General features: G+C 61.1%; 24 protein-coding genes, 1 tRNA gene and 1 pseudogene. 13 read left to right on the forward strand and 13 right to left on the reverse strand.

The features are described 5' to 3' along the window. Positions 1-196: 196 nt before the first annotated feature. The 8 genes from WBB95_RS06810 (at position 197) to WBB95_RS06845 (ending at position 6,031) form a co-directional block, all read left to right on the forward strand. Positions 197-273, forward strand: a tRNA-Met gene (locus WBB95_RS06810). A gap of 96 nt (positions 274-369) precedes the next feature. Continuing rightward, on the forward strand, positions 370-936 hold the full coding sequence (locus tag WBB95_RS06815) for a GNAT family N-acetyltransferase (protein WP_424486869.1): 567 nt from the start codon (positions 370-372) through the stop codon (positions 934-936). Beyond that, positions 933-1,766: an EamA family transporter gene (locus WBB95_RS06820; protein WP_424486870.1), complete on the forward strand. Its 834-nt coding sequence runs from the start codon at positions 933-935 to the stop codon at positions 1,764-1,766. Before WBB95_RS06815 ends, WBB95_RS06820 begins: the two co-directional genes overlap by 4 nt. A 103-nt stretch (positions 1,767-1,869) precedes the next feature. Next, on the forward strand, positions 1,870-2,649 hold the full coding sequence (locus WBB95_RS06825; RefSeq protein ID WP_424486871.1) for a PhzF family phenazine biosynthesis protein: 780 nt from the start codon (positions 1,870-1,872) through the stop codon (positions 2,647-2,649). 35 nt (positions 2,650-2,684) lie between these two features. Further along, complete coding sequence (gene ggt / locus WBB95_RS06830) at positions 2,685-4,514, forward strand: gamma-glutamyltransferase (protein ID WP_424486872.1); 1,830 nt, start codon at positions 2,685-2,687, stop codon at positions 4,512-4,514. A 25-nt stretch (positions 4,515-4,539) separates the two neighbouring features. Next, a complete protein-coding gene (pgeF, locus tag WBB95_RS06835) occupies positions 4,540-5,244 on the forward strand; it encodes a peptidoglycan editing factor PgeF (protein WP_424486904.1) in 705 nt (234 codons plus the stop codon). Positions 5,245-5,409: 165 nt separating this feature from the next. Continuing rightward, complete coding sequence (locus WBB95_RS06840) at positions 5,410-5,730, forward strand: transcriptional regulator (protein ID WP_424486873.1); 321 nt, start codon at positions 5,410-5,412, stop codon at positions 5,728-5,730. Next, complete coding sequence (locus WBB95_RS06845) at positions 5,717-6,031, forward strand: helix-turn-helix domain-containing protein (RefSeq protein WP_424486874.1); 315 nt, start codon at positions 5,717-5,719, stop codon at positions 6,029-6,031. The genes WBB95_RS06840 and WBB95_RS06845 overlap by 14 nt, the downstream gene beginning before the upstream one ends. Before the next feature lie 27 nt (positions 6,032-6,058). Here the strand turns inward: WBB95_RS06845 and ddlA are convergent, their stop codons facing one another. The 4 genes from ddlA to WBB95_RS06865 are packed head-to-tail and all read right to left on the reverse strand — an operon-like array spanning position 6,059 to position 8,662. After that, positions 6,059-7,153 (reverse strand): D-alanine--D-alanine ligase, encoded by a 1,095-nt coding sequence (ddlA, locus tag WBB95_RS06850; RefSeq protein ID WP_424486875.1) that lies wholly within the window; start codon positions 7,151-7,153, stop codon positions 6,059-6,061. Positions 7,154-7,197: 44 nt separating this feature from the next. Then, a complete protein-coding gene (locus WBB95_RS06855; RefSeq protein ID WP_424486876.1) occupies positions 7,198-7,836 on the reverse strand; it encodes a LysE family transporter in 639 nt (212 codons plus the stop codon). Positions 7,837-7,869: 33 nt separating this feature from the next. Beyond that, complete coding sequence (locus WBB95_RS06860) at positions 7,870-8,091, reverse strand: helix-turn-helix domain-containing protein (protein WP_424486877.1); 222 nt, start codon at positions 8,089-8,091, stop codon at positions 7,870-7,872. Positions 8,092-8,098: 7 nt separating this feature from the next. Continuing rightward, positions 8,099-8,662, reverse strand: a complete 564-nt coding sequence (locus tag WBB95_RS06865; protein WP_424486878.1) for a DUF2975 domain-containing protein — start codon at positions 8,660-8,662, stop codon at positions 8,099-8,101. 203 nt (positions 8,663-8,865) lie between these two features. On the opposite strand from WBB95_RS06865, the gene WBB95_RS06870 reads away from it, so the two are divergent. Then, positions 8,866-9,675, forward strand: a complete 810-nt coding sequence (locus WBB95_RS06870) for an AraC family transcriptional regulator (protein WP_424486879.1) — start codon at positions 8,866-8,868, stop codon at positions 9,673-9,675. Positions 9,676-9,806: 131 nt separating this feature from the next. On the opposite strand, the gene WBB95_RS06875 is transcribed toward WBB95_RS06870, so the two are convergent. Beyond that, positions 9,807-11,150, reverse strand: coding sequence for an MFS transporter (locus WBB95_RS06875; RefSeq protein ID WP_424486905.1), 1,344 nt, complete (start codon positions 11,148-11,150; stop codon positions 9,807-9,809). Positions 11,151-11,272: 122 nt separating this feature from the next. Between WBB95_RS06875 and WBB95_RS06880 the strand changes: the two genes are divergently transcribed. Continuing rightward, positions 11,273-12,157: a LysR family transcriptional regulator gene (locus WBB95_RS06880; RefSeq protein WP_424486880.1), complete on the forward strand. Its 885-nt coding sequence runs from the start codon at positions 11,273-11,275 to the stop codon at positions 12,155-12,157. Between the two features lie 3 nt (positions 12,158-12,160). Here the strand turns inward: WBB95_RS06880 and WBB95_RS06885 are convergent, their stop codons facing one another. The 4 genes and pseudogenes from WBB95_RS06885 to WBB95_RS06900 form a co-directional block, all read right to left on the reverse strand. After that, positions 12,161-12,736 carry a flavin reductase family protein gene (locus WBB95_RS06885; RefSeq protein ID WP_424486881.1) on the reverse strand — a complete coding sequence of 192 codons (576 nt, stop codon included), beginning with the start codon at positions 12,734-12,736 and terminating at the stop codon, positions 12,161-12,163. Positions 12,737-12,797: 61 nt separating this feature from the next. Continuing rightward, the gene (locus tag WBB95_RS06890; RefSeq protein ID WP_371920712.1) at positions 12,798-13,229 is read right to left on the reverse strand and encodes a methyl-accepting chemotaxis protein; all 432 of its coding nucleotides are present in this window, start codon (positions 13,227-13,229) and stop codon (positions 12,798-12,800) included. A 108-nt stretch (positions 13,230-13,337) separates the two neighbouring features. Then, positions 13,338-14,114: pseudogene (locus WBB95_RS06895) on the reverse strand (PAS domain-containing protein); the annotation flags it as partial. Between the two features lie 105 nt (positions 14,115-14,219). Beyond that, positions 14,220-14,552, reverse strand: a complete 333-nt coding sequence (locus WBB95_RS06900; RefSeq protein ID WP_424486882.1) for a DUF2790 domain-containing protein — start codon at positions 14,550-14,552, stop codon at positions 14,220-14,222. Positions 14,553-14,778: 226 nt separating this feature from the next. Between WBB95_RS06900 and WBB95_RS06905 the strand changes: the two genes are divergently transcribed. The 3 genes from WBB95_RS06905 (at position 14,779) to WBB95_RS06915 (ending at position 18,519) form a co-directional block, all read left to right on the forward strand. Next, positions 14,779-16,098, forward strand: coding sequence for an OprD family porin (locus WBB95_RS06905; protein ID WP_424486883.1), 1,320 nt, complete (start codon positions 14,779-14,781; stop codon positions 16,096-16,098). Positions 16,099-16,453: 355 nt separating this feature from the next. After that, the gene (locus WBB95_RS06910) at positions 16,454-17,128 is read left to right on the forward strand and encodes a heavy metal response regulator transcription factor (RefSeq protein WP_424486884.1); all 675 of its coding nucleotides are present in this window, start codon (positions 16,454-16,456) and stop codon (positions 17,126-17,128) included. Further along, positions 17,125-18,519, forward strand: coding sequence for a heavy metal sensor histidine kinase (locus WBB95_RS06915; RefSeq protein ID WP_424486885.1), 1,395 nt, complete (start codon positions 17,125-17,127; stop codon positions 18,517-18,519). Before WBB95_RS06910 ends, WBB95_RS06915 begins: the two co-directional genes overlap by 4 nt. Before the next feature lie 420 nt (positions 18,520-18,939). On the opposite strand, the gene WBB95_RS06920 is transcribed toward WBB95_RS06915, so the two are convergent. From WBB95_RS06920 to WBB95_RS06935, 4 genes are all read right to left on the reverse strand, one after another. Then, complete coding sequence (locus WBB95_RS06920) at positions 18,940-22,074, reverse strand: CusA/CzcA family heavy metal efflux RND transporter (RefSeq protein WP_424486886.1); 3,135 nt, start codon at positions 22,072-22,074, stop codon at positions 18,940-18,942. An 18-nt stretch (positions 22,075-22,092) separates the two neighbouring features. After that, positions 22,093-23,199 (reverse strand): efflux RND transporter periplasmic adaptor subunit, encoded by a 1,107-nt coding sequence (locus WBB95_RS06925; RefSeq protein ID WP_424486887.1) that lies wholly within the window; start codon positions 23,197-23,199, stop codon positions 22,093-22,095. Positions 23,200-23,217: 18 nt separating this feature from the next. Next, on the reverse strand, positions 23,218-24,441 hold the full coding sequence (locus WBB95_RS06930) for a TolC family protein (RefSeq protein ID WP_424486888.1): 1,224 nt from the start codon (positions 24,439-24,441) through the stop codon (positions 23,218-23,220). A 107-nt stretch (positions 24,442-24,548) separates the two neighbouring features. Beyond that, positions 24,549-25,454: a cation diffusion facilitator family transporter gene (locus tag WBB95_RS06935; protein WP_424486889.1), complete on the reverse strand. Its 906-nt coding sequence runs from the start codon at positions 25,452-25,454 to the stop codon at positions 24,549-24,551. Positions 25,455-25,559 lie beyond the last annotated feature (105 nt).

Here is a 25,559-nt window from a genome sequence, read left to right on the forward strand (position 1 = left end):
CACTTGTATTGACTGATACACCGCATTCGCGAGCAAGCCCGCTCCCACATTAGATCTTCATTGCTGAAACAGCTGCGCTCGGCGCGCCACTCGTCGCCGTTTCGCCTGGTTTCGGTTAAACGGTTGAAAGCGTAGAAAAATTTTCAACAAAAGTGCTTGACGCATTCCCGTTCTACGCGAATAATGCGCGCCACTTGGCTACATAGCTCAGTTGGTTAGAGCATAGCATTCATAATGCTGGGGTCCGGGGTTCAAGTCCCTGTGTAGCCACCAAGTACTAAAAACGGCTTACCGAAAGGTAGGCCGTTTTTTTATGCCTCAAGAAAAGCCCCTGAGGCATACTCGCCCCCATCCACCAGGAGGCGATACGTGAACCCTCATTTCCCCGCCCACGGCATCACCACCGAACGGCTGACACTTCAAGCCGCTCACCCCGCCCACAGCCGCGCGCTGCACACTTACCTGGTGGCAAACCGTACCTACCTGCAACCCTGGGAACCCTTGCGCGAAGACGACTTCTTCGAACCCGGCGCCATCACCCAACGCCTCAACACTATGGCCGAGAAAACCGCCAGCGGTGAGGCCTTGCATCTGTTGATACTGCGCGACGGCGATGTCATTGGCACCTGCAACTTCACCCACATCGTGCGCGGCGCATTCCAGGCCTGCCACCTCGGGTATGCCCTCGACGAATCGGCTCAGGGCCAAGGCTTGATGTGCGAAGCGCTGCAAGCCGCAATTGCCCATGTGTTCGGCACCCTGAAACTGCATCGCATCATGGCCAACTACCGGCCGGAAAATACGCGCAGTGAGCGGCTGCTGAAACGACTGGGGTTTGAACGCGAAGGGGAAGCACGGGCCTACCTCATGATCAACGGCACGTGGGCTGACCATGTGCTGACCTCGTTGATCAACGCAGGAAAGCCTGACTCATGAGCGTCGACGTCTTTGCCATCATCCTGTTTGGCGCACTGCTGCACGCCACCTGGAATGCGGTGGTCAAAGGCGGCGTCGACACACTGTTGACCACCTGCATGATCGCCGCCAGCGCCTCGTTGATCGCGTTGGTGGCCGTTCCATTTCTGCCGCTGCCGGCAAAAGAGAGCTGGCCATTCATCGGCGCTTCCGTGGTGTTCCAGGTGGTGTATTTTGTGCTCGTGGCCTCGACCTATCGCATTGCCGACATGAGCCAGACCTACCCGATCATGCGCGGGACCGCGCCGTTGCTGGTGGCGACGGTGAGCGTGTTCGCGCTCTCTGAAACCTTGTCGGTGTTCGCCTGGCTGGGCATTGCAGTGATCTCCCTCGGCATCTTGAGCATGGCGGTCGCCCCTTCGGCCGGGCAGCGAAAAGGGCTGGTCCTGGCCTTGATCAACGCGGGGGTGATCGCGGGCTACACCCTTATCGATGGCGTGGGTGTGCGCAAATCCGGCGCGCCGGCGGCCTACACGCTGTGGATTTTCCTGCTCACCGGCATCCCGCTGGCCGCCTGGGCGCTGGCGACGCGGCGAGGCGAGTTCTGCCGTTACGTGGGCCGTTACTGGCGCCCCGGGATCATCGGAGGTTTTGGCACGGTGGCGTCCTACGGGCTGGCACTCTGGGCAATGACATCAGCGCCCATCGCCACGGTGTCTGCGCTCAGGGAAACATCAATTTTGTTCGGCGTGGTGATCTCGGCGTCAGTGCTCAAAGAACAGCTGACGCGGATACGTATTGTCGCCGCGTGCGTCATCGCCGCCGGGGCGATGGTGTTGCGCCTGGGCTGAACACACCCGCGCTCATGCGCGCAAAAAAAGCCGTCATCTGTACTTTGACGGTCCACCGAAGCCGCTGTTAGTGTCCAGCCTCCCCCACACGGAGTGCCTCACGGTGAAACTGGATATCTACCAAGTCGACGCGTTCAGCCAACACGCCTTCGGCGGCAACCCGGCGGCGGTCTGCCCGCTCACCGAGTGGCTGACCGATGAGCAGCTGCAAGCCATCGCCGCTGAAAACAACCTCTCGGAAACCGCGTACTTCGTGCCGCGTGGCGACGTGTATGAACTGCGCTGGTTTACGCCGGAAGTCGAAGTGGACCTGTGCGGCCATGCCACCCTGGCGGCGGCGTGGGTGTTGATTCACAAGTTGACGGGGGCGCCTGACGTGTTGCGCTTTGCGACTCGCAGCGGCGAGCTTCGGGTGACGCGCCACGGCGACGAACTGGCGATGGATTTCCCGGCCAAGCAGCCCGTGCGCTGCGAACCCCCCAGCGGCCTGTTGAGCGCACTCGGCATCGAACACGCCGAGGTGTTTGCCACCGACGACTACATCGTGCTGGTGGAGGACGAAGCCCAGATCGCCGCCCTGACACCCGACTTCGCCCGCCTCAAGGGTCTGCCCAAACGCGGCATCGCGGTGACGGCGAAAAGCACGCGGTTTGATTTTGTGACACGTTGGTTCGGGCCGAATGTGGGCGTCAATGAAGACCCGGTCACCGGCTCCGCCCACACCTCGCTGACACCTTTTTGGGCCGAGCGCCTGGGCAAGTTGCAACTGACCGCCGAGCAAGGCGGCAAGCGCCGTGGGCAGTTGCGCTGCGAGCTCAAGGGTGACCGCGTGATCATCTCCGGCCACGCAGTGCTCTATCTGCAAGGCACGATTTACCTGTAAAAAGCATTCACCCAGGACAACAGATCATTCTCACAATGAACGGAGTTCAGCGCGTGTTTTCAATTTCCCGCCGTCAACTGTCGATGATTGCTGCCGCCCTCGCCCTGGCCGGCTGTCACACCCCCGTCAACGAGCAGCCCCCGGCACCGGAGGTGGGCTCGGGTTATCGCGCCGACCTCACCACCCGCCACGCCGAGCGCCATATGGCCGCCGTCGCCAACCCACTGGCCGCCGAAGCCGGGCGCGAAATGTTGCGCCAGGGCGGCTCGGCGATTGATGCCGCGATTGCAATGCAGGCTGTATTGACCCTGGTGGAGCCGCAGTCATCCGGCATCGGCGGCGGCGCGTTCATCATGCTCTGGGATGGAAAAAACGTGCACGCCTACGACGGCCGCGAAACGGCGCCGGCCGGGGCAACGGAGCGGTTGTTCCTGAACCCGGACGGCACGCCGATGGCTTTTTCCGACGCGCAGATTGGCGGCCGCTCGGTCGGCACGCCCGGGGTATTGCGCGCGCTGGAGATGGCACACAAGCAGACCGGCCACCTGCAATGGGCCACGCTGTTTGAGCCTGCCATTCGCTTGTCCGAGCAAGGCTTCGCGATTTCCCCACGCTTGCACGCGCTGATCGCCGCCGACCGTTTTATCCCGCAATCACCCGACATGGCGGCCTACTTCCTAAATGCCGACGGCACGCCTAAAGCCACCGGCACGCTGTTAAAGAACCCGGCGCTGGCCGCCGTGTTCAAACGCATCGCCAAGGAAGGGCCGGACGCGCTGTACCACGGGCCGATCGCCGATGAGATCGCGCGCAAGGTCCAGGGCAACCGCAATGCGGGCAGCCTGTCGCAGTCGGACCTCAAGGGTTACGCCGCCAAGGAACGCATGCCGCTGTGCACCGACTACAAACAGTGGAAAGTGTGCGGCATGCCGCCGCCGTCGTCGGGCGGGATTGCCGTGGCCCAGATCCTGGGCACCTTGCAAGCGCTGGAAATCCGCGACCCGCGCCTGGCCATTGCGCCGATGACACCGGTGAAAAGCGCATCACCTGCCGGCCTTGAGCCCACCCCTGAAGCCGTGCACCTGCTGGCCGAAGCGGGCCGCCTGGCCTTTGCTGACCGTGGGCTGTACGTGGCGGACGCCGACTTCGTACCCGTGCCGGTCGCCGGCCTCGTCGCTCCGGACTACCTCGCCAAACGCGCCACGCTGATCGGCGAGCGCAGCATGGGCATCGCCAAGCCGGGCCAACCGGCAGGCATTCAAGTGGCCTACGCGCCGGACCGTTCGCCACTGCGCATCTCCACCTCACAAGTGGTGGCGGTGGATGACCTCGGCGGCGCCGTATCGATGACCACCACGGTGGAGGCGGCTTTCGGCTCCCACTTGATGGTTCAGGGCTTTTTGCTGAACAACCAGATGACCGACTTTTCGTTCATCCCCGAAGAACACGGCCAGCCCGTGGCCAACCGCGTCGAGCCCGGCAAACGCCCACGCTCGGCCATGGCACCGACCCTGGTGTTCGACCGCAAAACCGGCGAGCTGCTGGCCACAGTGGGTTCGCCGGGAGGGTCGCAAATCATCGAGTACGTGAGCAAATCCCTGGTGGCGATGCTGGACTGGAAACTCGACCCGCAAGCCGCCATCAGCCTGCCCAACTTCGGCAGCCGCAATGGCGCTACCGAGCTGGAGGCGGGTTTGTTCAGCCCCGCGTTGAAGCAGGCACTTAAAGACAAAGGCCACACATTGAGCGAGATCGACATGACCAGCGGCATCCAGGCCATCGTGCGTACGCGGGATGCCCAGGGCAAGGCGTCGCTCAGTGGCGGCGCCGACCCTCGGCGTGAAGGCGAAGCCGTCGGCGACTGAGCCTTTGACTAACGGAGAAAACAGCGTGCAACAGGCAGACAATCTCGGCGCCATCCAGGGCGTCGACCATGGCTTTTGTTCGATCAATGACCCGCTGCGCCCGGAGGACGTGTTCATCTGCAAGCAGGTGCACAGTGCGTCGGTGATCGAATGGCAGGCGGGACAGCAGGCCAATACGATCGAGGCCGATGGCGTATTCACTCACGAGCATCAGCCAATCGCGGTGATTACCGCCGATTGCCTGCCGATTCTTATTGCTGCGAAAAACGCTGCAACCGTGGCGGCCGTGCATGGCGGTTGGAAGGGGCTGCACGCCGGGATTATCGCCAACGCCATCCAGCGCTTTGCCGACGAAGGGATTACCGTAGACCAGTTGCAAGTGGCGATCGGGCCGTCGATCAAACCGTGCTGTTACGAGGTGAGCGCGGAGTTTATCGGGCAGTTCCAGGCGGAACACGCGCACCTCTGGCATGACACGCAACCGGCTCCGTTGCTGACACCGCAGATTGCACCGCCGCAGGCCCGACAAGCAGGCAGTGCGTGGTTTGATTTGAGCGCGTATGGGCTGATGCTCTTGCAGGCGGCGGGGGTCAAGCGCGAGCACATCAACGTCAGCGACGTTTGCACGTACTGCACGTCGCCACGGTTTGCCAGCTACCGCCGAAGAACGCATCACCCGCAGGAGCCGAAGACGTTGTTGTACTCGTGGATTGTTCGTACAAAACCGTGAGAAATACCCTACTCGATATCCTCTAAGATCCTCTTCGTACCGTAAGTACGCAAAGTGCCATGTCATGTTTTGTGATTAAAGGCGCCTTGAGTAGCGCTTCTTCTCCTGCGATTTTTTGGCTAGCCCTTCCTTGCCAGAGGCTACGTCAAAGACGTAGAATTTCCCGTGTTAACGATCATCGAATCGCCCTTGTTCAACAGGCTGTGGCCTGATTATTGGACCGAAGATGAAAAAGGTATTTTCATGGCATTTCTTGCCAGCCACCCCGACGCCGGGACAGTTGTACGTGGGTCGGGGGGCTGCAGAAAAGTACGCTGGAGCCTTCAGGGGCAGGGCAAAAGTGGAGCGGTACGAATCATTTACACCACACAACTGGCATGTGGGGCGTTAGTAATGCTACTGATTTACGGCAAGGGTGCTAGCGACACCATTCCAGCGCATATCCTGTACAAAATCGCGAAGGAGATGAACCATGCCACTCACTGAAAAACAGCTGAGAGAGCGTGACGCCAAACGCAATATCGGCGAAGAATTACTGGCGGCCGTCCAAGATGTGAAAGCCGGACGTTACGGCGCTGTGGCACAGGCTGAAATCACTCAAGCGGCCGAAGCAAGAAGCAAGACAGGATTGTCACAGCCAAAATTTGCCGAGCTTTTAGGGGTTTCGGTGAGGACGCTTCAAGAATGGGAGCAAGGGCGTCGCGCGCCCTCCGGCGCAGCACGTTCACTGCTGCACATTGCGGCCATAAGACCAGACGTCTTTCGCGAAGTACTCAGTAACGCCTGATGGCGTTACTGGTCCGCTGGCCGAAGATTATCGGCTGATCCTCAACCCCCTGCGCCCCGCATGCCGCTCCAGTGCCAGCTCGATCAAGCGGCTCACCAGTTCGCTGTAGCTCATCCCCGCCGCCTGCCACAACTTGGGGTACATGCTGATGCGGGTAAAGCCCGGCAGTGAGTTGATTTCGTTGATCAGTACCTCGCCGTCATCGGTGAGAAACACATCCACCCGCGCCAGCCCGGCGCAGCCGAGTGTCTCGAACGCTTCGATAGCCAGGCGACGAATGCGCTCGCTCGCCTCCTCACTGATATGCGCCGGCACCACCACTTGGGCTGCCTGGTCGTCGATGTATTTGCTGTCGTAAGAGTAGAAGCCGTTGCTCACCACGATCTCGCCGCAACCGCTGGCGATGGGGTTGTCGTTGCCCAACACGGCGCATTCGATTTCGCGGCCCCTGACGGCGGATTCCACCAGCACTTTCTCGTCAAAACCCAGGGCCAGTTCGACGGCAGCGTGGTACTCGGCTTCGTCGGCGACTTTGCTCACGCCCACCGAAGAACCCTGGTTGGCAGGTTTGACGAACATTGGCAGGCCCAATTTGCTCACCGCCGTCTCGAACGAAGTGCGTGCCGCGTTGCCACGCGTCAGGGTGATGAACGGGGTGACGGCAATGCCGGCATCGCGCAGCAGGCGTTTGCTGATGTCTTTGTCCATGCACACTGCCGAGCCAAGCACGTCGGAGCCGACAAACGGCAAATCAGCCATGCGCAGAAGACCTTGCAGGCAGCCGTCTTCGCCGAGGGTACCGTGCACGATAGGGAAGATAACGTCGATGTGTTCCAGCAGGCCCTGGCCCGAGGTCTCGACGACCTGCCGGTTGGCCTTGCCCGGCACCACCGCCAGCTCGCGGTTGGATTGGTTGAGAGCGATCAAGGCCGGGTTTTCCGAATTAATCAGAAAGTTCGACGTGTCGTTGAGGTGCCAGTGGCCAGCCTTGTCGATGCCGATCAGGACAGGCTCGAAGCGCGAACGGTCCAGCGCATCGACGATATTGCGCGCCGATTGCAGCGAGACTTCGTGCTCGGCCGAACGGCCACCAAAAATAATACCTACCCGCACCTTGCTCATGACCCGGCCTCACATTTGAAAGTAAGGCTTCTTACCATGAGCCGTCAGCGATTCGCTACCAGATGTGCGCCGAAGAGCACGTAGCAACCACCGGCAAACCGGTCGAGCCATTTGCGCGAACGGCTGTAGAGGTTGGCCATGCGCTCGCTGGAAAACACCAGGGCGACGCTGGAATACCAGCTGAATGACAAGGTGGCCATGATGATCACCGCCAGGGTCAACAGCATCGGCGACGGCGAGGGTGGCATGGTTGAGGCAAAGATGGTGGCGACGAACAGTGCGGACTTGGGGTTGGACAGGTTGCCCAACAAGCCCAGGCGCCAAGCGGAAAACAGCGAGCGCTGCGGTTCATCGGGCAACATTGCCTGGCTCATGGAGGGGGCCGAGCGCTTGAACAGCTTCAGCCCCAGGTAAATCAGGTAGCAGCCACCGATGATTTTGAACGCCATGTAGAGCATGGGGGCGGCGGTGAACAACGACTTGATGCCCAGGCCGCCCGCCAACCCCCACATTACCGTACCCGTGGCGACACCGGCGGACGCCGCCACACCGTGACGGCGTGAACAGCTGGCCGCCAGTTGCGCAGTGTTGAAGAAGTTCGGCCCGGGCATCACCACGGCGACAGTCCAGAGCAACGCCAGCGATAACAGGGGTGCGGCGTATGGCAGGTCGGAGAACAGCATCGGATGATCCTTCTTCGCAGGGTTGATTAACCGCTACTGCGCAGTTTCAGGCGCGGGTATGTGCACCAGCAGGTCACCGGGCTGGCAGTCCAGGTACGCACAGATAGCATCCAGCGTGCCCAACCGTATCCCCTTGACCTTGCCTTGCTTAAGCAGTGACAGGTTCTGTTCGGTAATCCCGATGGCGGCCGCCAGGTCTTTGGATTTGACCTTGCGCCGGGCAAGCATGACGTCGAGCTCAATCACAATGGGCATTTCAATCTCAAACAAACGTACGGTTTTCAGAATCGACTTCACTGGCTTGCCACAGGATACGCGCGATTACCGCGATACAGGCCGCCAAAAACAGTGCCACAAAGCTGGGTGCGGTCACGCTCAGGCTGATCATTCGCTGACCGACCGGCTCGTTCATTGTCACCCAGACGCTGAGCAATGGCTCGCATAAAAAGTCCAGCAAGACCCAAATCGCCACGGCTTTGCCGACCTTGCCCAGGTGCGCTGCCGCGGCGCGGGAAAAGTACTCGCCGCGCGCGTAGTTCTGGAACAGCTTGCGCAGATGATTCAAACCGCACGCCAGCGCCAGCAAGGGAATGCTGGAAAGCACGATGCCACCCAGGCTCTGCCACCACACAAACAGGGCGACTTGCTCGGCACGGCCCTGGATCAGGCGATCACTCAACGCGAAGCCCAGCCCAAGCCCGTCGGTCGATGAACTCAACACCGGAAACAGCCACACGGCGGCATTGAGCATCAACATGCTGACGATCAACACCAGTGTGATCACCGACATGCGCTGGCTGAGCAGGGCAAGACGTTGGTTGTTCATTGAATGACCTCGTAGATGAATGTCGAGGCAAAATAGCGGATAAATTATCGTAAAACAATAATAAATTATTAAAAAACAATACTCACTCTTCGTATACGTGCGTCAGCGAGGTCGAAAAAACTGCACAATCGTTCAAGACCTCACCAGACAACACACGCGAGACTGGGTTAACGTGTTTCCACCTCTATTTGTGACAAGCCACCATGGGCAATTCAACCTCCACCCTCGACTGGCTGCACCGCGCTCCGCACGCCAGCGGCCTGGACCGTATCGAGGCGTACTTCGCCGGCTTCGCCTTCGACCCGCATCGCCATGACACCTACGCCATCGGGCGTACGTTGTTCGGTGTGCAGAGTTATCACTACCGCGGCTGCATGACCCACAGCCTGCCCGGTACGACCATGGTGATTCACCCCGACGAAACCCATGATGGCCGCGCCAGCAGCGTGGAAGGTTTCAAATACCGGATGATTTATGTGGAGCCTGCGCTGATTCAACAAATACTCGGCGGCAGGCCGTTACCCTTTGTTCCCAAGGGTTTGTCCACCGACCCGCGGCTGTTTCGCGCCAGTGAAGTGCTGCTGCAAAGCCTGGACTGCCCGATCGACCCGCTGCTGGAGCAGGACGCGATGTTCGACCTGGCGCAGGCGCTGAACGCGGCATCGGGGGCGATCATCAGCCGCAAGTCTTTCGATTACGTGGCCGCCGAGCGCGCCCGGGAATTTATCCACAGCGCCTTGGGCCGCAGCATTACCCTGGATGAAATCGCCGACCACTGCGGCCGTGATCGCTGGGCGTTATCGCGGGACTTTCGCTTGTTGTTCGGCACCAGCCCCTACCGCTACCTGACCATGCGCCGACTGGACCTTGTGCGTGGCCTGCTCGTTCAAGGCCAGTCGCTGGTGGACGCGGCGATGACCGCAGGCTTCACCGATCAGAGCCATATGACCCGGCAATTTCGCAGCACCTACGGCATGCCGCCGTCGCGTTGGGTGAAGATGCTCGGGCGCTGAATGCCCCGTTGAAACATGCTCAAAAAATGTGACTGTCTGTAGGAGCTGGCTTGCCTGCGATCGCATCGCCACGGCGCCACTGATAGACCGACGCGCCTGTAACGCGGGCAAGCCCGGCACCCACAATTGATCTATGCAGTTTCCACTACCGAGCCCGATTCGAAAGCCCTCACTTTGAGACGCACCGCCAACACAGCGCCCGCCAACGCAATCGCCGCACTCCACCACAATGCCAGCTCGATCCCGCCGGCATTGGCCACCGACACCAGCACCGCCAAACCCAGTGCCCCGCCAATCTGCTGGCTGGTAGACGCCATGCCCGCCGCCACGCCCTGCTCGCCCGGCCGAATGCCCAAGCCGGCTGCCACCCACATAGCCGTCCACGTCATGCCCTGGCCGACACTCAAGATAAAAATCCCCGGCAGCAGCGACCAAAAACCCACGCCTGTCGGCAGCGCCCAACACACCAGTGCGACACCCACCGCACCCGCCAGTTGGCCGACGACCAAGGTGTTGCGCAAACCAACTCTAGCCAACGAATGCTCCGCCAGCCAGATACCGAATGTGCACACCAGCGTCGCCGGCAAAAACGCCAACCCGGCCTGCAGCACGCTGTAGCCATAGACCTGCTGGTAATACAGCGCCAGGAAGTAGTACTGCACGCCGAAGCTGCTCATGAACACCGCCGTCAGCACCATGGCCATGCGCAACTCGGGGTAGGCGAACAGGCGCAGCGGCATCAGCGGGTCGCGACCGCGATGTTCGATCCAGGCGAACAACCCGAGCAGGGCCACCGCCAATGCAATACACCCCAGCGTCGAGGGCGCCGCCCAGCCCCATTCCGGGCCTTGCACCAAAGAAAACACCAGCAAGGTACCGCCGACAGTCACGGTCAACGCACCACCGATATCAAACTTGCGCCCCCGCACACGTTCACCATCGGCGGGAATCCAGTAACGCGCCGCCCACGCACAGCCGCCGGCCAACGGCACGTTCACCAGAAACACCGCCTCCCAACCCCAGGCCTGGGTCAGCACGCCGCCGAGCAATGCCCCGAGCGCCAACCCTGCCGCCGAGGCTGCACTCCACACCGCAAACGCCCGGTTGCGCGCCGGGCCCTGAGCATAGTGCGTGTTGATCAACGCCAGCGTCGCCGGAAACAACAACGCCCCGCCGACGCCTTGTACCGCTCGCGCCAGCACCAGCAACACCGCGCTGCCACCGAGCACGGCGGCCAATGACGCCAACGCATACAGTGACTGACCCAGTCGATATAAACGGCGCTTGCCAAGCAAATCCGTCGCCCTGCCACCCAATAGCAGAAAGCCGCCAAACGCCACGCTGTAGGCACTCACCACCCACTGCAATTGCTGGGCGGAAAAATCCAGGTGCGCGCCGATTTGCGGCAAGGCCACAAACACAATGGTGGCATCCAGAGCGATGATCAGTTGTGCGGTGGCCAGCAGTACAAGCATCCAGCCTGAAGGTCGAGAGGGAGACATCGCAGCGTCCTGTCCAAAAATGAAGTGCGGCCAGTGTCTTTTATGCTGAACAGATGATAAATAGCGCTATCACTCTTTCAGTAATGACTTTAATCATGGATCTGAACGCTGTTCGCTTGTTGGTTCGTGTGGCTGAAACGCGCAGTTTTACTCGCGCTGCGGGCGACCTGGGGCTGACACAGTCAGGCCTTTCGCGCGCTATTTCGCGCCTGGAAAGCGAACTGGGCGTGCGCCTGTTGCAGCGCAATACCCGCAGCGTAAGCCTCACGCCCGACGGGCAACTGTTGTACGAACGCAGCGCGCCGCTGCTGGCGGAATTGGCCGAAACCGAAAAGTTGATGCTCGACCGACGCAGCAGCCCTTCCGGCCTATTGAAGATCAGCACGCCCTCGCTGTTCGGCCGCAAGGTGGTGATGCCGGTGATCGGCGAGCTGACGTTGCGCTACCCCGAATTGCGCATCGAAGCGGTGATGACCGACCGTCTGGTGGATATCGTCGATGAAGGTTTCGACGCACTGCTGCGCACCGGCGACCTCCAGGACCAACGCCTGATCGCCCGCACCTTGGCGCCGCTGCGCTGGGTGACCGTCGCCTCCCCCGCCTACCTCGCGCGTTTCGGCACCCCGCAAAGCGTCGAGGCACTCAACGACCATCACTGCCTTACCGTGCGTAATTTGCGCAGCGGCCGCATGGTGGATTGGCAGTTCATGCTCGATGGCAAGGTGCAGGACGTGAGCGTTGAAGGCCGGTTGATTTTCGACATCGGCGATGCACTGGTAGACGGCGCGGTGGGCGGTTTCGGCATCGCCCAGGTGATGGATTTTGCTGTGCGCGACGATTTGGAAGCCGGGCGACTGGTGCCGGTGTTGGAGCACTATGCCGGGCGCAGTCGGGCGATCTCGCTGGTCTATCCGCAGTCGCGCCAGTACTCGCCAAAATTGATAGCGTTTGCCGAAGCCCTGGCAAACGCACGCTGGTAAGGCTTACAGCTGGCGCCCGACAACCGGCTGGCCGATGGTCAGGAAATTCCCACCCGCCACGTGGTGCAGGGTACGCAGCGCATCATGGCCTTCGAAGTGCCAGTGCCCTTCGCTGAACACGCGCGCGTCGGCATACGCCGCCACGACCTCACCGAGGAATAAATCGTAGGCGTTTTGGGTGTGCGGCTCAGGCAGCAAGCGACACTCCAGCCACGCCACGCAGCCTTCCAGCAACGGCGCTTCGGTGTGTTCGCCGATGAACGTTTGCAGGCCATAGGTGGCGAATTTGTCGGTGTCGGAGCCGGTGGTGTTGCCCACCGTTTGCACGAGGTCGGCCTGCGCCACGCACGGCACCTGGAGTACAAAAGTGCCGGCGCCTTCCAGCAGTTGGCGGGTCCAGGTGGCCTTGTCCAGCACCACAGCGACTTTCGGCGGCTCGAAATCCAGCGGCATGGCCCAAGCGGCCGCCATGATATTGCGCTGGCCGTTGTGCGCGGCACTCACCAACACGGTCGGCCCGTGGTTAAGCAAACGGTAGGCTTTGGACAGCGGCACGGGGCGACGGTGGGTAGGGCTCATGGAGTATCGGCTCTTCACGCAAGAAAAAACCTACGATACCTCAAGCATGAGCCCGACGGGATCAGCTCGACAGCTGATTGGCGAACTGCCCGACCGCGCTGACCACTTTCTGCGCGCCGTCCTGGATCTCCACGATCACCGTCCCTGCTTCGGCCGCCAGGGCCAGGCCTTGCTCGGCTTGCAAGCGGCCATCGGTCATCAACGTCACCGCATCGCGCGCCATGTCCTGGTTCTGGCGCACCACACCGACAATTTCCTCGGTGGCTTTGCTGGTGCGCGACGCCAATTGGCGAACCTCGTCGGCCACCACGGCAAAACCACGGCCCTGTTCACCGGCACGCGCGGCTTCAATGGCCGCGTTGAGCGCCAGCAAATTGGTCTGCTCGGCAATCCCGCTGATGGTCTTGACGATGGTGCCGATCACTTGGGACTGAGCATTCAGCGCCTCAATGCCTTCACCGGCCTGCTGCATGTGCTTGGCCAGATCCCGCATCACGTCCACCGCCTGGGTCACCACGGTAGTGCCGCGCTGGGCACTGCTGTCGGTTTGCAACGAGGTGCTGTAGGCGATGTTGGCGGCCTCGGCCACCGCCTGTTCCCGGCTGACCTGGTCGGTGATCACCGTGGCGAACTTGACCACTTTGTACAACCGGTCCGTCGCATCCAGCACCGGGTTGTAGGTCGCTTCCAGCCAGACCACGCGGCCGTGGCTGTCGACACGCTTGAAGCGCGCCGCAACAAATTCACCGGCGTTCAGACGCTTCCAGAACTGCTGGTACTCGGCGCTGTTGTACTCCTCCGGCTCGCAGAACATACGGTGATGTTTGCCCTGGATCTGCGCCAGGCTGTAGCCCATGCCGCCGAGAAACCGGTCGTTCGCGGTGAGCACATGCCCGCTGAGGTCGAACTCGATGACGGCCGTGGAACGCACCAGCGCGGTGATCAGGTTTTCATGCTCGCGCGACGCCTCAATGGTACGGGTGAGGTCGCTGGAGTAGATCGAAAAGTGTTTGATACGCCCATCTGAACTGCGCACCGGCTGCACAATCGAGCGCAACCACGCTTCATTGCCATTACCTCGCATCAGACGCACGGTGCCCGCGAAGTGTTCGCCACGCACCAAGGCGTGCTTGAAGCGCTGCTGGAACTCGTCCTGGCGCAGATGAGCCGGCACCAGTTCATCAATGTGGCGCCCCACGAGGGATGTCGCCTGATAGGCGAGTTCCTGCAGGAAGTTGGCATTCGCCCATTCCACCCGGCCTTCAGCGTCCAGCGTCAGGCACAGCATTTCACTTTCCAGGCTCTCCTTGACCTGTTGCAAGCTGGACAACTCTTCGCGAAGAGCCGACAGCTCCTGCTTCAAACGGGTGTTGAACATGGGGCACCGATGGTCAGATTAGGAGAGAGATCTGACCTGCATCGGCGCTGCCGGGGTTTTCTGAAGCGCTTTTGTTCGCCGCGCCCAACTGTTTTTTTGGATCCATCAACCGCCATTGTTTCGGCACACGCCCATCACTTGATACTCAAGGGTATTGAGCGTGCCGCGGGAGTCCTCATAGGTCATGCGCGAAGGCACCGGGTTGCACGAGCGGATCGGCGGTGTGACGTTGACCACCTTGGCGATGTCCAGCTTCATGCCATAGCGATAAGCCTGCACCTGCGGCGCCGGCTTGCCGGTTTTGACCGCGTAATCGGCCATGGCCTTCTCATTGCGTTCCATCATCAGGGCAAAGGTGCGATCCCCTCCGCCTTCGGCCAACGCGCCAAACGAAAGGCTTGCCACGAATACACACACCGCTATTTTGTAAAAGTTCATCTCACGTTCCTCGACTTAAAAGTTAAGTGCCGAGACTAACGAGCGAACCCTGACGCAATGTTCGCTAAAACATTACTTATTTGTTAGGTGGCCGTGAGTTTCCAGAATTGTAATGTTTGCGCAACTTCGCCGTTATCCGTCGTTTGCAACTATCAGCCCGGGCCAGATCAATAAGAACGCCCACCTCTATAAGAAGCTGAACACTGCCATGACCAAGGAGCGAAACATGCGTATGCGTTTTTACACCCTTCCCTTTTCACTGATCGCCGCACTGCCGCTGGCAGCCATCGCCGCAGAAGAAAAGCCTGAAGGTTTCATCGAAGGCAGCAGCGTAAACGTGCTGGCGCGCAACTTTTACTTCAATCGCGACGATCGCAAAGGCCAGTCCAGCCCCACTGGCAATGGCTATTCCGAAGCCTGGGCACAGGGGTTGATCGGCAAGTTCGAGTCCGGCTTTACGCAAGGCACCGTGGGCTTTGGCCTGGACGCGTTTGCCATGTACGGCCTGAAACTCGACTCGGGCACCGGCCGCAGCGGCGGCAAGGGCTCGTTCGGCGTACTGCCGGTGGACAGCGACAACCACCCCGAAACCAGCTACAGCAAATTCGGCGGCGCGGCGAAATTGCGCGTGCTGGACACCGTGATCAAGGCCGGCGACGTGTTCCCCGCCACGCCGGTAGTGGCGGCCGGCGACTCGCGCTTGCTGCCGGAAAGCTTTCGCGGCGTCACTGCGCAAAACACCAGCCTTGAAGGCCTGAGCTTGCAAGGCGGGCGCCTGAGCGGCATGAGCCAGCCCTCCGAAAGCGGCATGAATAAAGGCTTTTCGACGTTTTATGCAGGCAGGGTCGACTCGCCCTGGATCGGCTATTTCGGCGGCGATTACCAACTCAACAAACACCTCAGTGTCAGCCTCTACAGCAGCCGCCTGAAAGACGCCTGGGACCAGTACTATTTCGGCAGCGCCGCCAATTACCCGCTGAACGACGACGTCTCGTTGTTCGGCGATTTCAACTATTACAAAGCCGTGGATGAAGGCAAAAAACTGCTCGGCGAATTCGATAACAACATCTGGAGCGCCAGGGTCGGGGTGAAGGTCGGCGCCCACAGCGTGGCCCTGTCGCACCAGCGCAACAACGGCGATGACGATTTCGACTACTTGCGCCAATCCGATTCGATCTTCCTCAACAATTCGATCCAGTACAGCGACTTCAATTCGCCCAAGGAGCGTTCGTGGATGGTGCGCTACGACCTCGACATGCAGACGTTCGGCATTCCCGGCCTGTCGTTCATGACCCGCTACGGCAAAGGCACCGGCGCCGATTACAGCCAGGCCAACGCGGTGTATATGCGCCGCGATGCAGCGGGCAACCCGCTGACAGACCAGCGCCGCTGGGAACGTGATATCGAGGCCAAATATGTCGTGCAGAGTGGCAGCCTGAAAGATCTGTCGTTGCGCCTGCGCCAGGCGACCGTGCGCTCCAGTGCATTTGAATCGGACTTGGAAGAGGTTCGCTTGATCGCCGAATACCCACTGGTAACACTCTGAAGACCTGCCAAGGCGAACGCTTACATTCGTTTGCCGTTAACTAACATCTGTTCACAAATAGACAGTTATCAAAACTGTAATATTGGCACCACCTTGCCGTTAAGTTGAACTTCCTATACTCGTTTCAACTTATTTCACCGAGCAACATTCGTCTCTGAAGCTTTTTTGTAGCTCCTTTGGAAAGAGATGAATTTTTAACGCCCCACTGGGGCGTTTTTTTTGCGCGCTGACTTGGCAGCGACCGATGGTCGCAGTTGACCCTGTAGCTACTTCACGGTTCAGAATTTTCCTACTCCCAAAACACCTCATCCATAAGGAAATGGACCCTTCTCAAATCAGTAAAAGGTAAATCCCCATGCGTATCCTTGTGGTTGAGGACGAGCAAAAAACCGCCGATTACCTGCAACAGGGCCTGAATGAAAGCGGCTACGTCGTGGACTGCGCGTCCAATGGCATCGACGGCTTGCACCTGGCCGGGCAACACGCTTATGAATTGGTGATTCTTGACGTCAACCTGCCCGGCAAGGATGGCTGGGAAGTGCTGGAGCAATTGCGTCGCAACGGTTCACAGCGGGTGATGATGCTGACCGCCCGTGGCCGCCTGGCCGACAAGATCAAGGGCCTGGACATGGGCGCCGACGACTACCTGGTCAAACCTTTTGAGTTTCCCGAGTTACTGGCGCGGGTACGCACCCTGCTGCGGCGCAGCGAGCATATCCCGCAGCCGGAGGTGTTCCGCGTGTCGGACCTTGAGCTCGACCCGCGTCGCCATCGCGCCTATCGCGGCAGCCGGCGTATCGACCTGACGACCAAGGAGTTCGCGCTGCTGCAGGTGCTGATGCGCCAGACCGGCGAAGTGCTGACGCGCACGCAGATTATTTCCCTAGTGTGGGACATGAATTTCGACTGCGACACCAACGTGGTGGAAGTCTCCATCAGTCGCCTGCGCGCCAAGGTCGATGACCAGAGCGAGGTCAAGCTGATCCACACGATTCGCGGTGTGGGGTATGTGTTGGAGGCGCGGCAATGAGGACCAGCAGCCTGTCGATGCGCCTGGGTTTGACGGTCAGCCTGATGGGCGCCGGCCTGGTGCTGTTGCTGGCGACATTGGCCTACCTCGCCCTGACCCACGAGTTGGAGAAACTGGCGCGCAAAGGCCTGGAAAGCAAGATGGAGCAGATCCAGCACAGCCTTGCCCAGGGGCTGGATGCCGACGCCATCCGTGCACGCCCGCATTCGCTGATGGACTTGGTGATCGGTCATGACAATTTTTACCTGACCATCGTCGGCACCGCGCCCGACGAAAGCGTGCTGCTGAGCATCGGCGCCAAGCCTCAGGAACCGCTGCTGACCGACTTCACCCCGCGGGAGACCCTCGGTTACCTCAATTGGACCGACAGCTATGGCAACCAGGTGCTCAGCGCTTCCAGCCTGATGCGCCTGGCGAGTGGCGAGCGTGTGCGCGTGCTGCTGTCGCTGGACCGCATGGACGATCAGGCACTGCTCAGCGCCTACCTGCGCGCCACGGTGATTGCGCTGCCGATGCTGCTGATCCTGATCGGCATGGGCGCCTGGTGGCTGGTGCAACGCGGGCTCGCGCCGTTGAAGCAGTTCAGCCATGTGGCGGCCAAAGTCACCACTCAGGACCTGACCCATCGTTTGTCTGTCGAGAACCTGCCCCAGGAGCTGGGCGAATTGGCGCAAGGCTTCAACGTGATGCTTGATCGCCTCGACGCAGGGGTGCAGCAGCTGTCGCAATTCTCCGACGACCTTGCCCACGAGCTGCGCGCGCCCCTGACCAACCTGATGGGCAAGGTCCAGGTCACGCTGTCGCGCCAGCGGCCGCCGGAGGAATACAAAGCGGTGTTGGAATCCAACACGGAAGAGCTGGAGCGCCTGGGACGCATCGTCTCCGACATGCTGTTTCTGGCGCAGGTCAGCCACCCGGCGGCGCGGGCTTCTTTTATTGCGGTATCCCTGGCGCAGGAAGCCAATCGGGTGATGGCGCTGTTTGCCCTGAGCGCCGAAGACAAACACTTGAGCCTGACTTTGAGCGGCGATGCCCAGGTGCAGGGCGACCGTTTGATGATTCAGCGAGCGCTTTCCAACTTGCTGTCCAACGCCATCCGCCACACCCCGCCGGGTTCACATATTTCGCTGCTGGTGGAGGCCTATGGCGACCAGGTATCGGTGTCGGTGAGCAACCCGGGCCCGGGGATCGAGGCGCAACACCTGCCGCACCTGTTCGAACGTTTCTACCGTGTCGACAGCAGCCGCGCCCGCACCGAAGGCGGCACCGGCCTGGGCCTGGCCATCGTGCGTTCGATCATGACCCTGCACCAGGGGCAGACTGATGTGCGCAGCCTGCCCGGTGGCTTCACCTTGTTTCGCCTGGTCTTTCCACGGGCGCCCCAGGGTTGATGAATACGCACGTCAACCATGTGGGAGCCGTCGAGCCCCAGCGAGGCCGCGAAGGCGGCGGCACATTCAATAAAAATGTCGCCTGCCCCACCGCTTTCGCAGCCTCGCTAGAGCTCGACAGCTCCCACAGGTGATCTCTGTTGCCTGGTAGAGATTTGCTCAGCTCCGAGGTCGCGGGTGACTCCATCCAGCTCACACCCCAATCCAATGTGGGAGCTTTCGAGCCCCAGCGAGGCTGCGAAGGCGGCGGCACATTCAGTAGAGAAGTCGCCTGCCCCACCGCTTTCGCAGCCTTGCTAGAGCTCGACAGCTCCCACAGTTGATTTGGGGTGTCTGAAAGAGAGCTGTTCGTGCCAAAGCTCGACAACCCCCACAGGTGATCTCTGGTTTTGAGCAGCGTGACCGCTCACTACAGCGGGTTCACTCCTCCTTGCGATGCGCCCACTGATACAACGCCGGCAGCACCAGCAAGGTCAGTAATGTCGAGGAGATAATCCCGCCGATCACCACTGTCGCCAACGGACGCTGCACCTCAGCGCCGGTGCCGGTGGCCAGTGCCATGGGGATAAACCCGAGGGACGCCACCAGCGCTGTCATCAGCACCGGGCGCAAGCGGGTCAGCGCGCCTTCATTGATTGCCACCGACAGCGAGCGCCCTTCCTCGCGCAGGTTGCGGATAAACGCAATCATCACCAAACCGTTGAGCACGGCCACGCCCGACAGCGCGATAAACCCCACCCCCGCCGAGATCGACAATGGAATATCCCGCAGCCACAGCGCCATGATCCCACCGGTCAGCGCAAACGGAATCCCGGTGAACACCAGCAAGCCGTCCTTGAGGTTGTTGAACATCATGAACAACAGCCCGAACACCAGCAGCAACGCCACCGGCACCACGATGCGCAAACGCTCGGACGCTTCCTTGAGCTGTTCGAACTGGCCGCCCCACGTGGTCCAGTAACCCGCAGGTACCTTCACCTGAGCGGCGATCGCAGCTTCGGCCTCGTCGACAAACGACCCAATATCACGCCCGCGTACGTTGGCGCTGACGATCACCAACCGCTTGCCGTTCTCGCGGCTGATCTGGTTCGGGCCGAGCACCAGGTCCAGACTCGCGACCTGGGACAACGCGATAAAGCCCAATTGCCCGGACGCATTGCTGGCCAGCGCTGGCACCGGAATCAATAGCCGCGACAGCCCGTCGATATCCGTGCGCAGCGCGTCGGACAAACGCACCACCATGTCAAAACGACGGTCACCTTCGTACAACGTGCCGGCTTGGCGCCCACCGACGGCGACGGCAATAGTGTCCTGCACATCGCCCACATTCAGGCCAAAGCGCGCGGCCTTGTCGCGATCGATATTGATGGTCAGCACCGGCAGACCGGAGGTCTGCTCCACTTTCACTTCCGAGGCGCCCCCGAGTTTTTGCAGGGTCTCGGCAATTTCTCCGGCGGTCTTGTTGAGCACCGCCATGTCATCACCAAACACCTTCACCGCCACGTCGCTGCGCACCCCGGAAATCAGTTCGTTGAACCGCAGTTGAATCGGTTGCGACAATTCATACGCACTGCCCGGCACAATCGCACTGGCGCGCTGGATATCGGCGATCAGTGTTTCGCGAGACTTTTTCGGGTCCGGCCATTGGTCCTTGGGTTTAAGCATCACATAGCTGTCGGAAATGTTCGGCGGCATCGGGTCCGAGGCAATTTCCGCGGTGCCGGTCCGTGCGAACACCCGCTCGATTTCCGGCACTTGGGCCATCAAGGTTTTCTCAAGCTGCTGCTGCATCTGCACCGATTGCGTGAGGCTGGTACCCGGCACGCGCAGGGCCTGCTGGGCGAAGTCACCTTCACTGAGGCTGGGGATAAATTCGCTGCCCATGCGGCTGGCGACCACGCCCGAGGCGACGATGGCCAGTACTGCCAGACCAAACACCAACGGACGGCGCGCCATCACCCAATCCAGCACCGGCGCGTAGGCCCGACGTGCAGTGCGCATCACCAGGTTTTCCTCTTCCTTGACCTTGCCGGTGACGAACAGCGCAATGGCGGCCGGCACAAACGTCACCGACAGAATCATCGCCCCCAGCAAGGCAATCACCACTGTGAAGGCCATCGGGTGGAACATTTTCCCGGCCACCCCCGTGAGGGCAAAGATCGGCAGGTACACCACCATGATGATCAACTGCCCGAAAATCAGCGCGCGCCGGGCTTCCTTGGCGGCAGCGAACACTTCGTGCAGGCGCTCGCTTCGGGTGAGCAGCCGCCCGTGACGCTGCTGCGCGTGGGCCAGGCGGCGGATAGCGTTCTCGACAATGACCACTGCGCCGTCGACGATAATGCCGAAGTCCAGCGCGCCCAAGCTCATCAGATTGGCACTGACCTTGTTGGTGAACATGCCGGTAAAGGTGAACAACATCGCCAGCGGAATGACCATCGCGGTGATCAGCGCCGCGCGGATATTACCGAGGAACAGGAACAGCACCGCGACCACCAGCAGCGCACCTTCGAAGAGGTTTTTCTTCACGGTGGCGATGGCTTTTTCCACGAGATTGGTGCGGTCATAGACAGTGACCGCCACCACGCCTTCGGGCAGCGAACGGTTGATCTCTTCCAGTTTTTTTGCCACCGCCTGGGACACGGTGCGGCTGTTCTCGCCGATCAACATGAATACCGTGCCGAGCACCACTTCACGGCCGTTTTCCGTGGCCGCGCCGGTGCGCAATTCACGGCCTATTTCGACCTGCGCCACATTGCGCACGCGAATCGGCGTGCCGTCCGACGTGGTGATGACGATGTTGGCGATGTCATCAATGGATGCCACCTGCCCCGGCGCACGGATGAGCAACTGCTCGCCGCTGCGCTCGATGTAGCCGGCGCCGACGTTGGCGTTATTGCGCTCCAGCGCGGTGACCAAATCGCCCAGCGTCAGGTTATAGGCCGCCAGCCGCTTGGGGTCCGGCGCGATCTGGTATTCCTTGGCGAAACCGCCGATGGTGTTGATCTCGGCCACGCCCGGCACGTTGCGCAGTTGGGGCTTGATGATCCAGTCCTGGATCACCCGCAGGTCCGTCGGCGTGTAGGCCGTGCCGTCGTCCTTGCGCGCGCCGTCCTCGGCTTCCACGGTCCACAGGAAAATTTCCCCGAGCCCGGTGGAAATCGGCCCCATTGCCGTTTCGATCCCGAGGGGCAATTGCCCCCGCGCGACTTGCAGGCGCTCATTGACCAATTGGCGCGCAAAAAACAGGTCGGTGCCGTCCTTGAAAATCACCGTGACCTGGGACAAACCGGAGCGCGACAACGAACGCGTCTGCTGCAAACCCGGCAGCCCGGCCATGGCGGTTTCGATGGGAAAGGTAATGCGCTGCTCGGTTTCCAGCGGCGAAAACCCGGCCGCCGCCGAGTTGATCTGTACCTGCACATTGGTGATGTCGGGCACCGCATCAATGGGCAACTTCTGGTAGCTGGCAATGCCGACACCGGCCATCAACAGCACCGCCAGCAACACGATGATGCGCTGCTCGATGGCGAATTGGATAAGGCGCTCAAACATGGGGAATCACTCGCAGGATCAATGGGCGTGTTCGGCCGAGCCTTTGCCCAGTTCGGACTTGAGGATGAAGCTGCCGACGGTAGCGACCTGCACCCCGGCTTCGAGGCCCTGGCGCACTTCGACGTAACCGTTTTCACTCACACCCAGTTCGAGGTGGCGGGTGATAAAGCCGTCCGGAGTGCGCACGAATACCGAGGGTTTGTCTTCAACCGTCTGGATTGCGGTTTGCGGCACGGTGACCTTGGCCTGGTAGGTGTCGGTGGCCACTTGCACGGTCACAAACAGGCCGGGGCGCCAGGCGTTATCAGGGTTGGGCACGGTGACGCGCACGGTGGCGGTGCGTGTCTGCTCGCCAAGCAAATTGCCGACGTACGCCACGCTGCCGCGTACGTCAGTGCCCATTTCCGTGGAGCTGACAGTCACCGGTTTGCCGACACGAACCTTGTTCAGGTCCTTGGGAAATACACCAAACGTGACCCACACCTGGGAGAGGTCCGAGAGGGTAAAGGCATTGCTGGTTTCGCTGACCACTTCGCCGACGCCGAGGTGTTTTTCCACCACGATGCCCGCGAACGGCGCGCGCAGTTCATAGCGATTGCCACCAACCGCCGCCACGCTGCCACTGAGGGCCGTCATCTTTTGTCGGGCGTTGTTCAGGGCGATTTCAGCCTCTTGCAAGACCTGGCGCGCCAGCAGGTAATCCTGCTCGGCGGAGATTTCGTCCTTCCACAGCTGGCGTTCGCGCTGGAACGTGGTGCGCGCCAGTTCGACCCGGCGTTCACTGGCCGCCAGCTCGCTGCGCTGGTCCGAAATCTGCTGGCTGGCGATCACCGCCAGCACCTCGCCTTTTTTGACCGACTGCCCGAGGTTGACCTTGACCGACTCCACCACACCGGCTGCACGCGGAACGATGTGCGAGGTGCGGTCTTCGTCGAAGCGTACTTCACCCGGCAGCGTCAGCAGTGTGCTGAGCGCGCGGGGCTGAGCCTGGGCGAGCTCAATACCGGCGGCCTGGATCTGCTGTTCGGTGAGTTCGAGTGTGCCTTCGTCTTCGTCGGCCGTTGCAAACCCGGACAGCATCAGGCCCAGGGCGACGACAAGCGCCACGCCGTGTTTATGCTTCATAAAAAACTCCAGAAAAAATCAGAACCGGGCGAGGTCGCCGTAAATCCGTTCGATGCGCACCCAGGCGTCAGTCGCCTGAGCGGTCGCCGCGAGGTATTGGGTGCGCGCCCCGATCAAGGTGCGCTGGGCGTCGAGCACGTCGAGGAAGTTGAACTTGCCCATCTCGAAGCCACGGGTGGCGCTGTCCACTGCACGTTGGGCGGCGGGCAGGATTTGCTGGTTGAACGCTTGCACCTCGGTGTTCGCGGTTTGCCACAGGTCCAGGGCCTGACGGGTTTCGGTGCGCAGACGCAGTTCGGCGGCATTGCGCAGGTCACGAGCCTGGTCGACGCGGCGGCTGGCCGCCAGCACGTTGCCCTGATTGCGGTTGAACAACGGGATTGGCATCGAGACGCCCACCAGGTTCACGCGCTCACGCACACTGGCGTCGTACTGGCTGCCGATGGACACGTCGAGGTCGGGAATGCGCTGGGCTTTCTCCAGGCCGACGCTGGCTTCGCTTTGCAGGATTTGCAGCTCGGCCAGACGCAGCTCGGTGGTTTGCTCAAGGCGTGCGAGCAATGTCGTCGTCGGCGGTAACGGCGGCGTGGTGGCCTGACCAGGCGCAGCGACCGCCTGGAAGTCAGGCGTGGCGCTGCCGGTGCTGGCCGCCAGGCGACGATAGGCATCACTGAGGCCGATCTGCGCACGGTTGAATTCCAGGCGGATCTCGGACAATTGCACCTGAGCCCGCGTGGCCTCCACCGGCGAGGACTTGCCGGCGGTGACGCGCGCCTTGGCGACCACCAGCCCGCGCTCGGCCAAGGCCAGCGAGCGTTGGGCCAGGTCAAGACGTTCCTGGGCCCGCAGCGCGCCGTAGTAGCCGTCGATCACATCGGCACGCAGGCCGTTTCGGCGCTGCTCCAAGGTCAGTGCGGCGGCGTCCTGGGCGCGTGTGGCCACGTCAATGCGCGCGCCGCGCTTGCCGCCCAGTTCCAGGGTCTGGCTGAGCTTCAAGGAGGTGGTTCGGGAGTTGCGGCGTGTGTCTTCGGCGTCCCAGGACGCCACCGGGTTAGGAATCAAGCCGGCCTGCTGGCGACCGCCTTCGGCGATGTCGATTTCCCATTGCGCGGCCGCCAGGTCCGGATTGTTGGCGAAGGCGGTTTGCAGGGCCGAATCGAGGGTGAGGGTTTGTGCCTGGGCGACGCTTGCGACCGCCCACAATGCCGTCGCCCCCAACAGTGTTCTAACGGAAATTGCCATAACGAGAGTTCCACGCCCATGAAGTCGCTGAGGTTTCCAGCGGGGGCAATGTAGCTTTCGGTACTTATCAGGGCGGTGGGCAGAACATTACAAATCCGTTAGCCGGATCAGGCATGCACCTCGTCGTGCTCGTCGTGCTGAAAACCCTCCCCTTCGATTTGTAGAGTCGCGTGGGAAATATCGAATTGTTCGTGGAGCAATTCCGTCACCTGCGTGAGGATGTGTTGCTCGGTACCTTGGGATGAATCCGCGACCAGATGCGCACTCAGCACATTTTTGCCGCTGGTCAGGGCCCAGATGTGCAGGTCGTGCACGTCCTTGACTCCCGGCACCGCACGGATGGCCTGTTCGACCTTATCGATATCAATTCCGTCCGGCACGCCTTGCAGCAGCACGTTCATGCTTTCCTTGAGCAGCGTCCAGGTGCGCGGCAGTACCCAGAAACCAATCGCTGCCGCCACCACGGAGTCGATCCAGCCCCAGCCGGTGTACATGATCACCACGGCCGCGATGATCACGCCGATGGAACCGAGCATGTCGCTCCAGACTTCCAGGTAGGCGCCCTTCACGTTCAGGCTTTCGCCACTGGCCGCGCCGAGCAGGCGCATGGAGATCAGGTTGACGACCAGCCCCAGCACCGCAATCACCAGCATGCCGGTGGACTGGATTTCAGCCGGCGCCTGCAGCCGTTGATAGGCCTCATACAGGATGTAAAACGCCACGGAGAACAGCAGTAGTGCATTGAAGGCCGCCGCCAGAATTTCGAAACGCGCGTAGCCAAACGTGCGTTTGCGGTCGGCCGGGCGCTTGGCGACCTGGATGGCCACCAGCGAAATCGCCAGGGCCAAGGCGTCGGTCATCATGTGGGCGGCGTCGGACAGCAGCGCCAGGCTGCCGGTGATAAACGCACCGATTACCTCGGCAATCATGAAACTGCCGGTCAGCCCCAGGGCGATCCATAAAAGCCGCTCGTGGCCGGCGCGTACCTGGCCGTGGTTATGTCCTGCGCTCATGAAATGTCCTCAAAGGGTGTGGTCGGTTGATCATAGAGCTATAGGCCAAATCCTCAGGCATGGGTTGCAAATTTGTCATCCGCGCGCCAGCTCGCTGTTAGATGG

Origin of the sequence: Pseudomonas sp. (assembly GCF_049645325.1) — a bacterium.
GTDB lineage: Bacteria > Pseudomonadota > Gammaproteobacteria > Pseudomonadales > Pseudomonadaceae > Aquipseudomonas.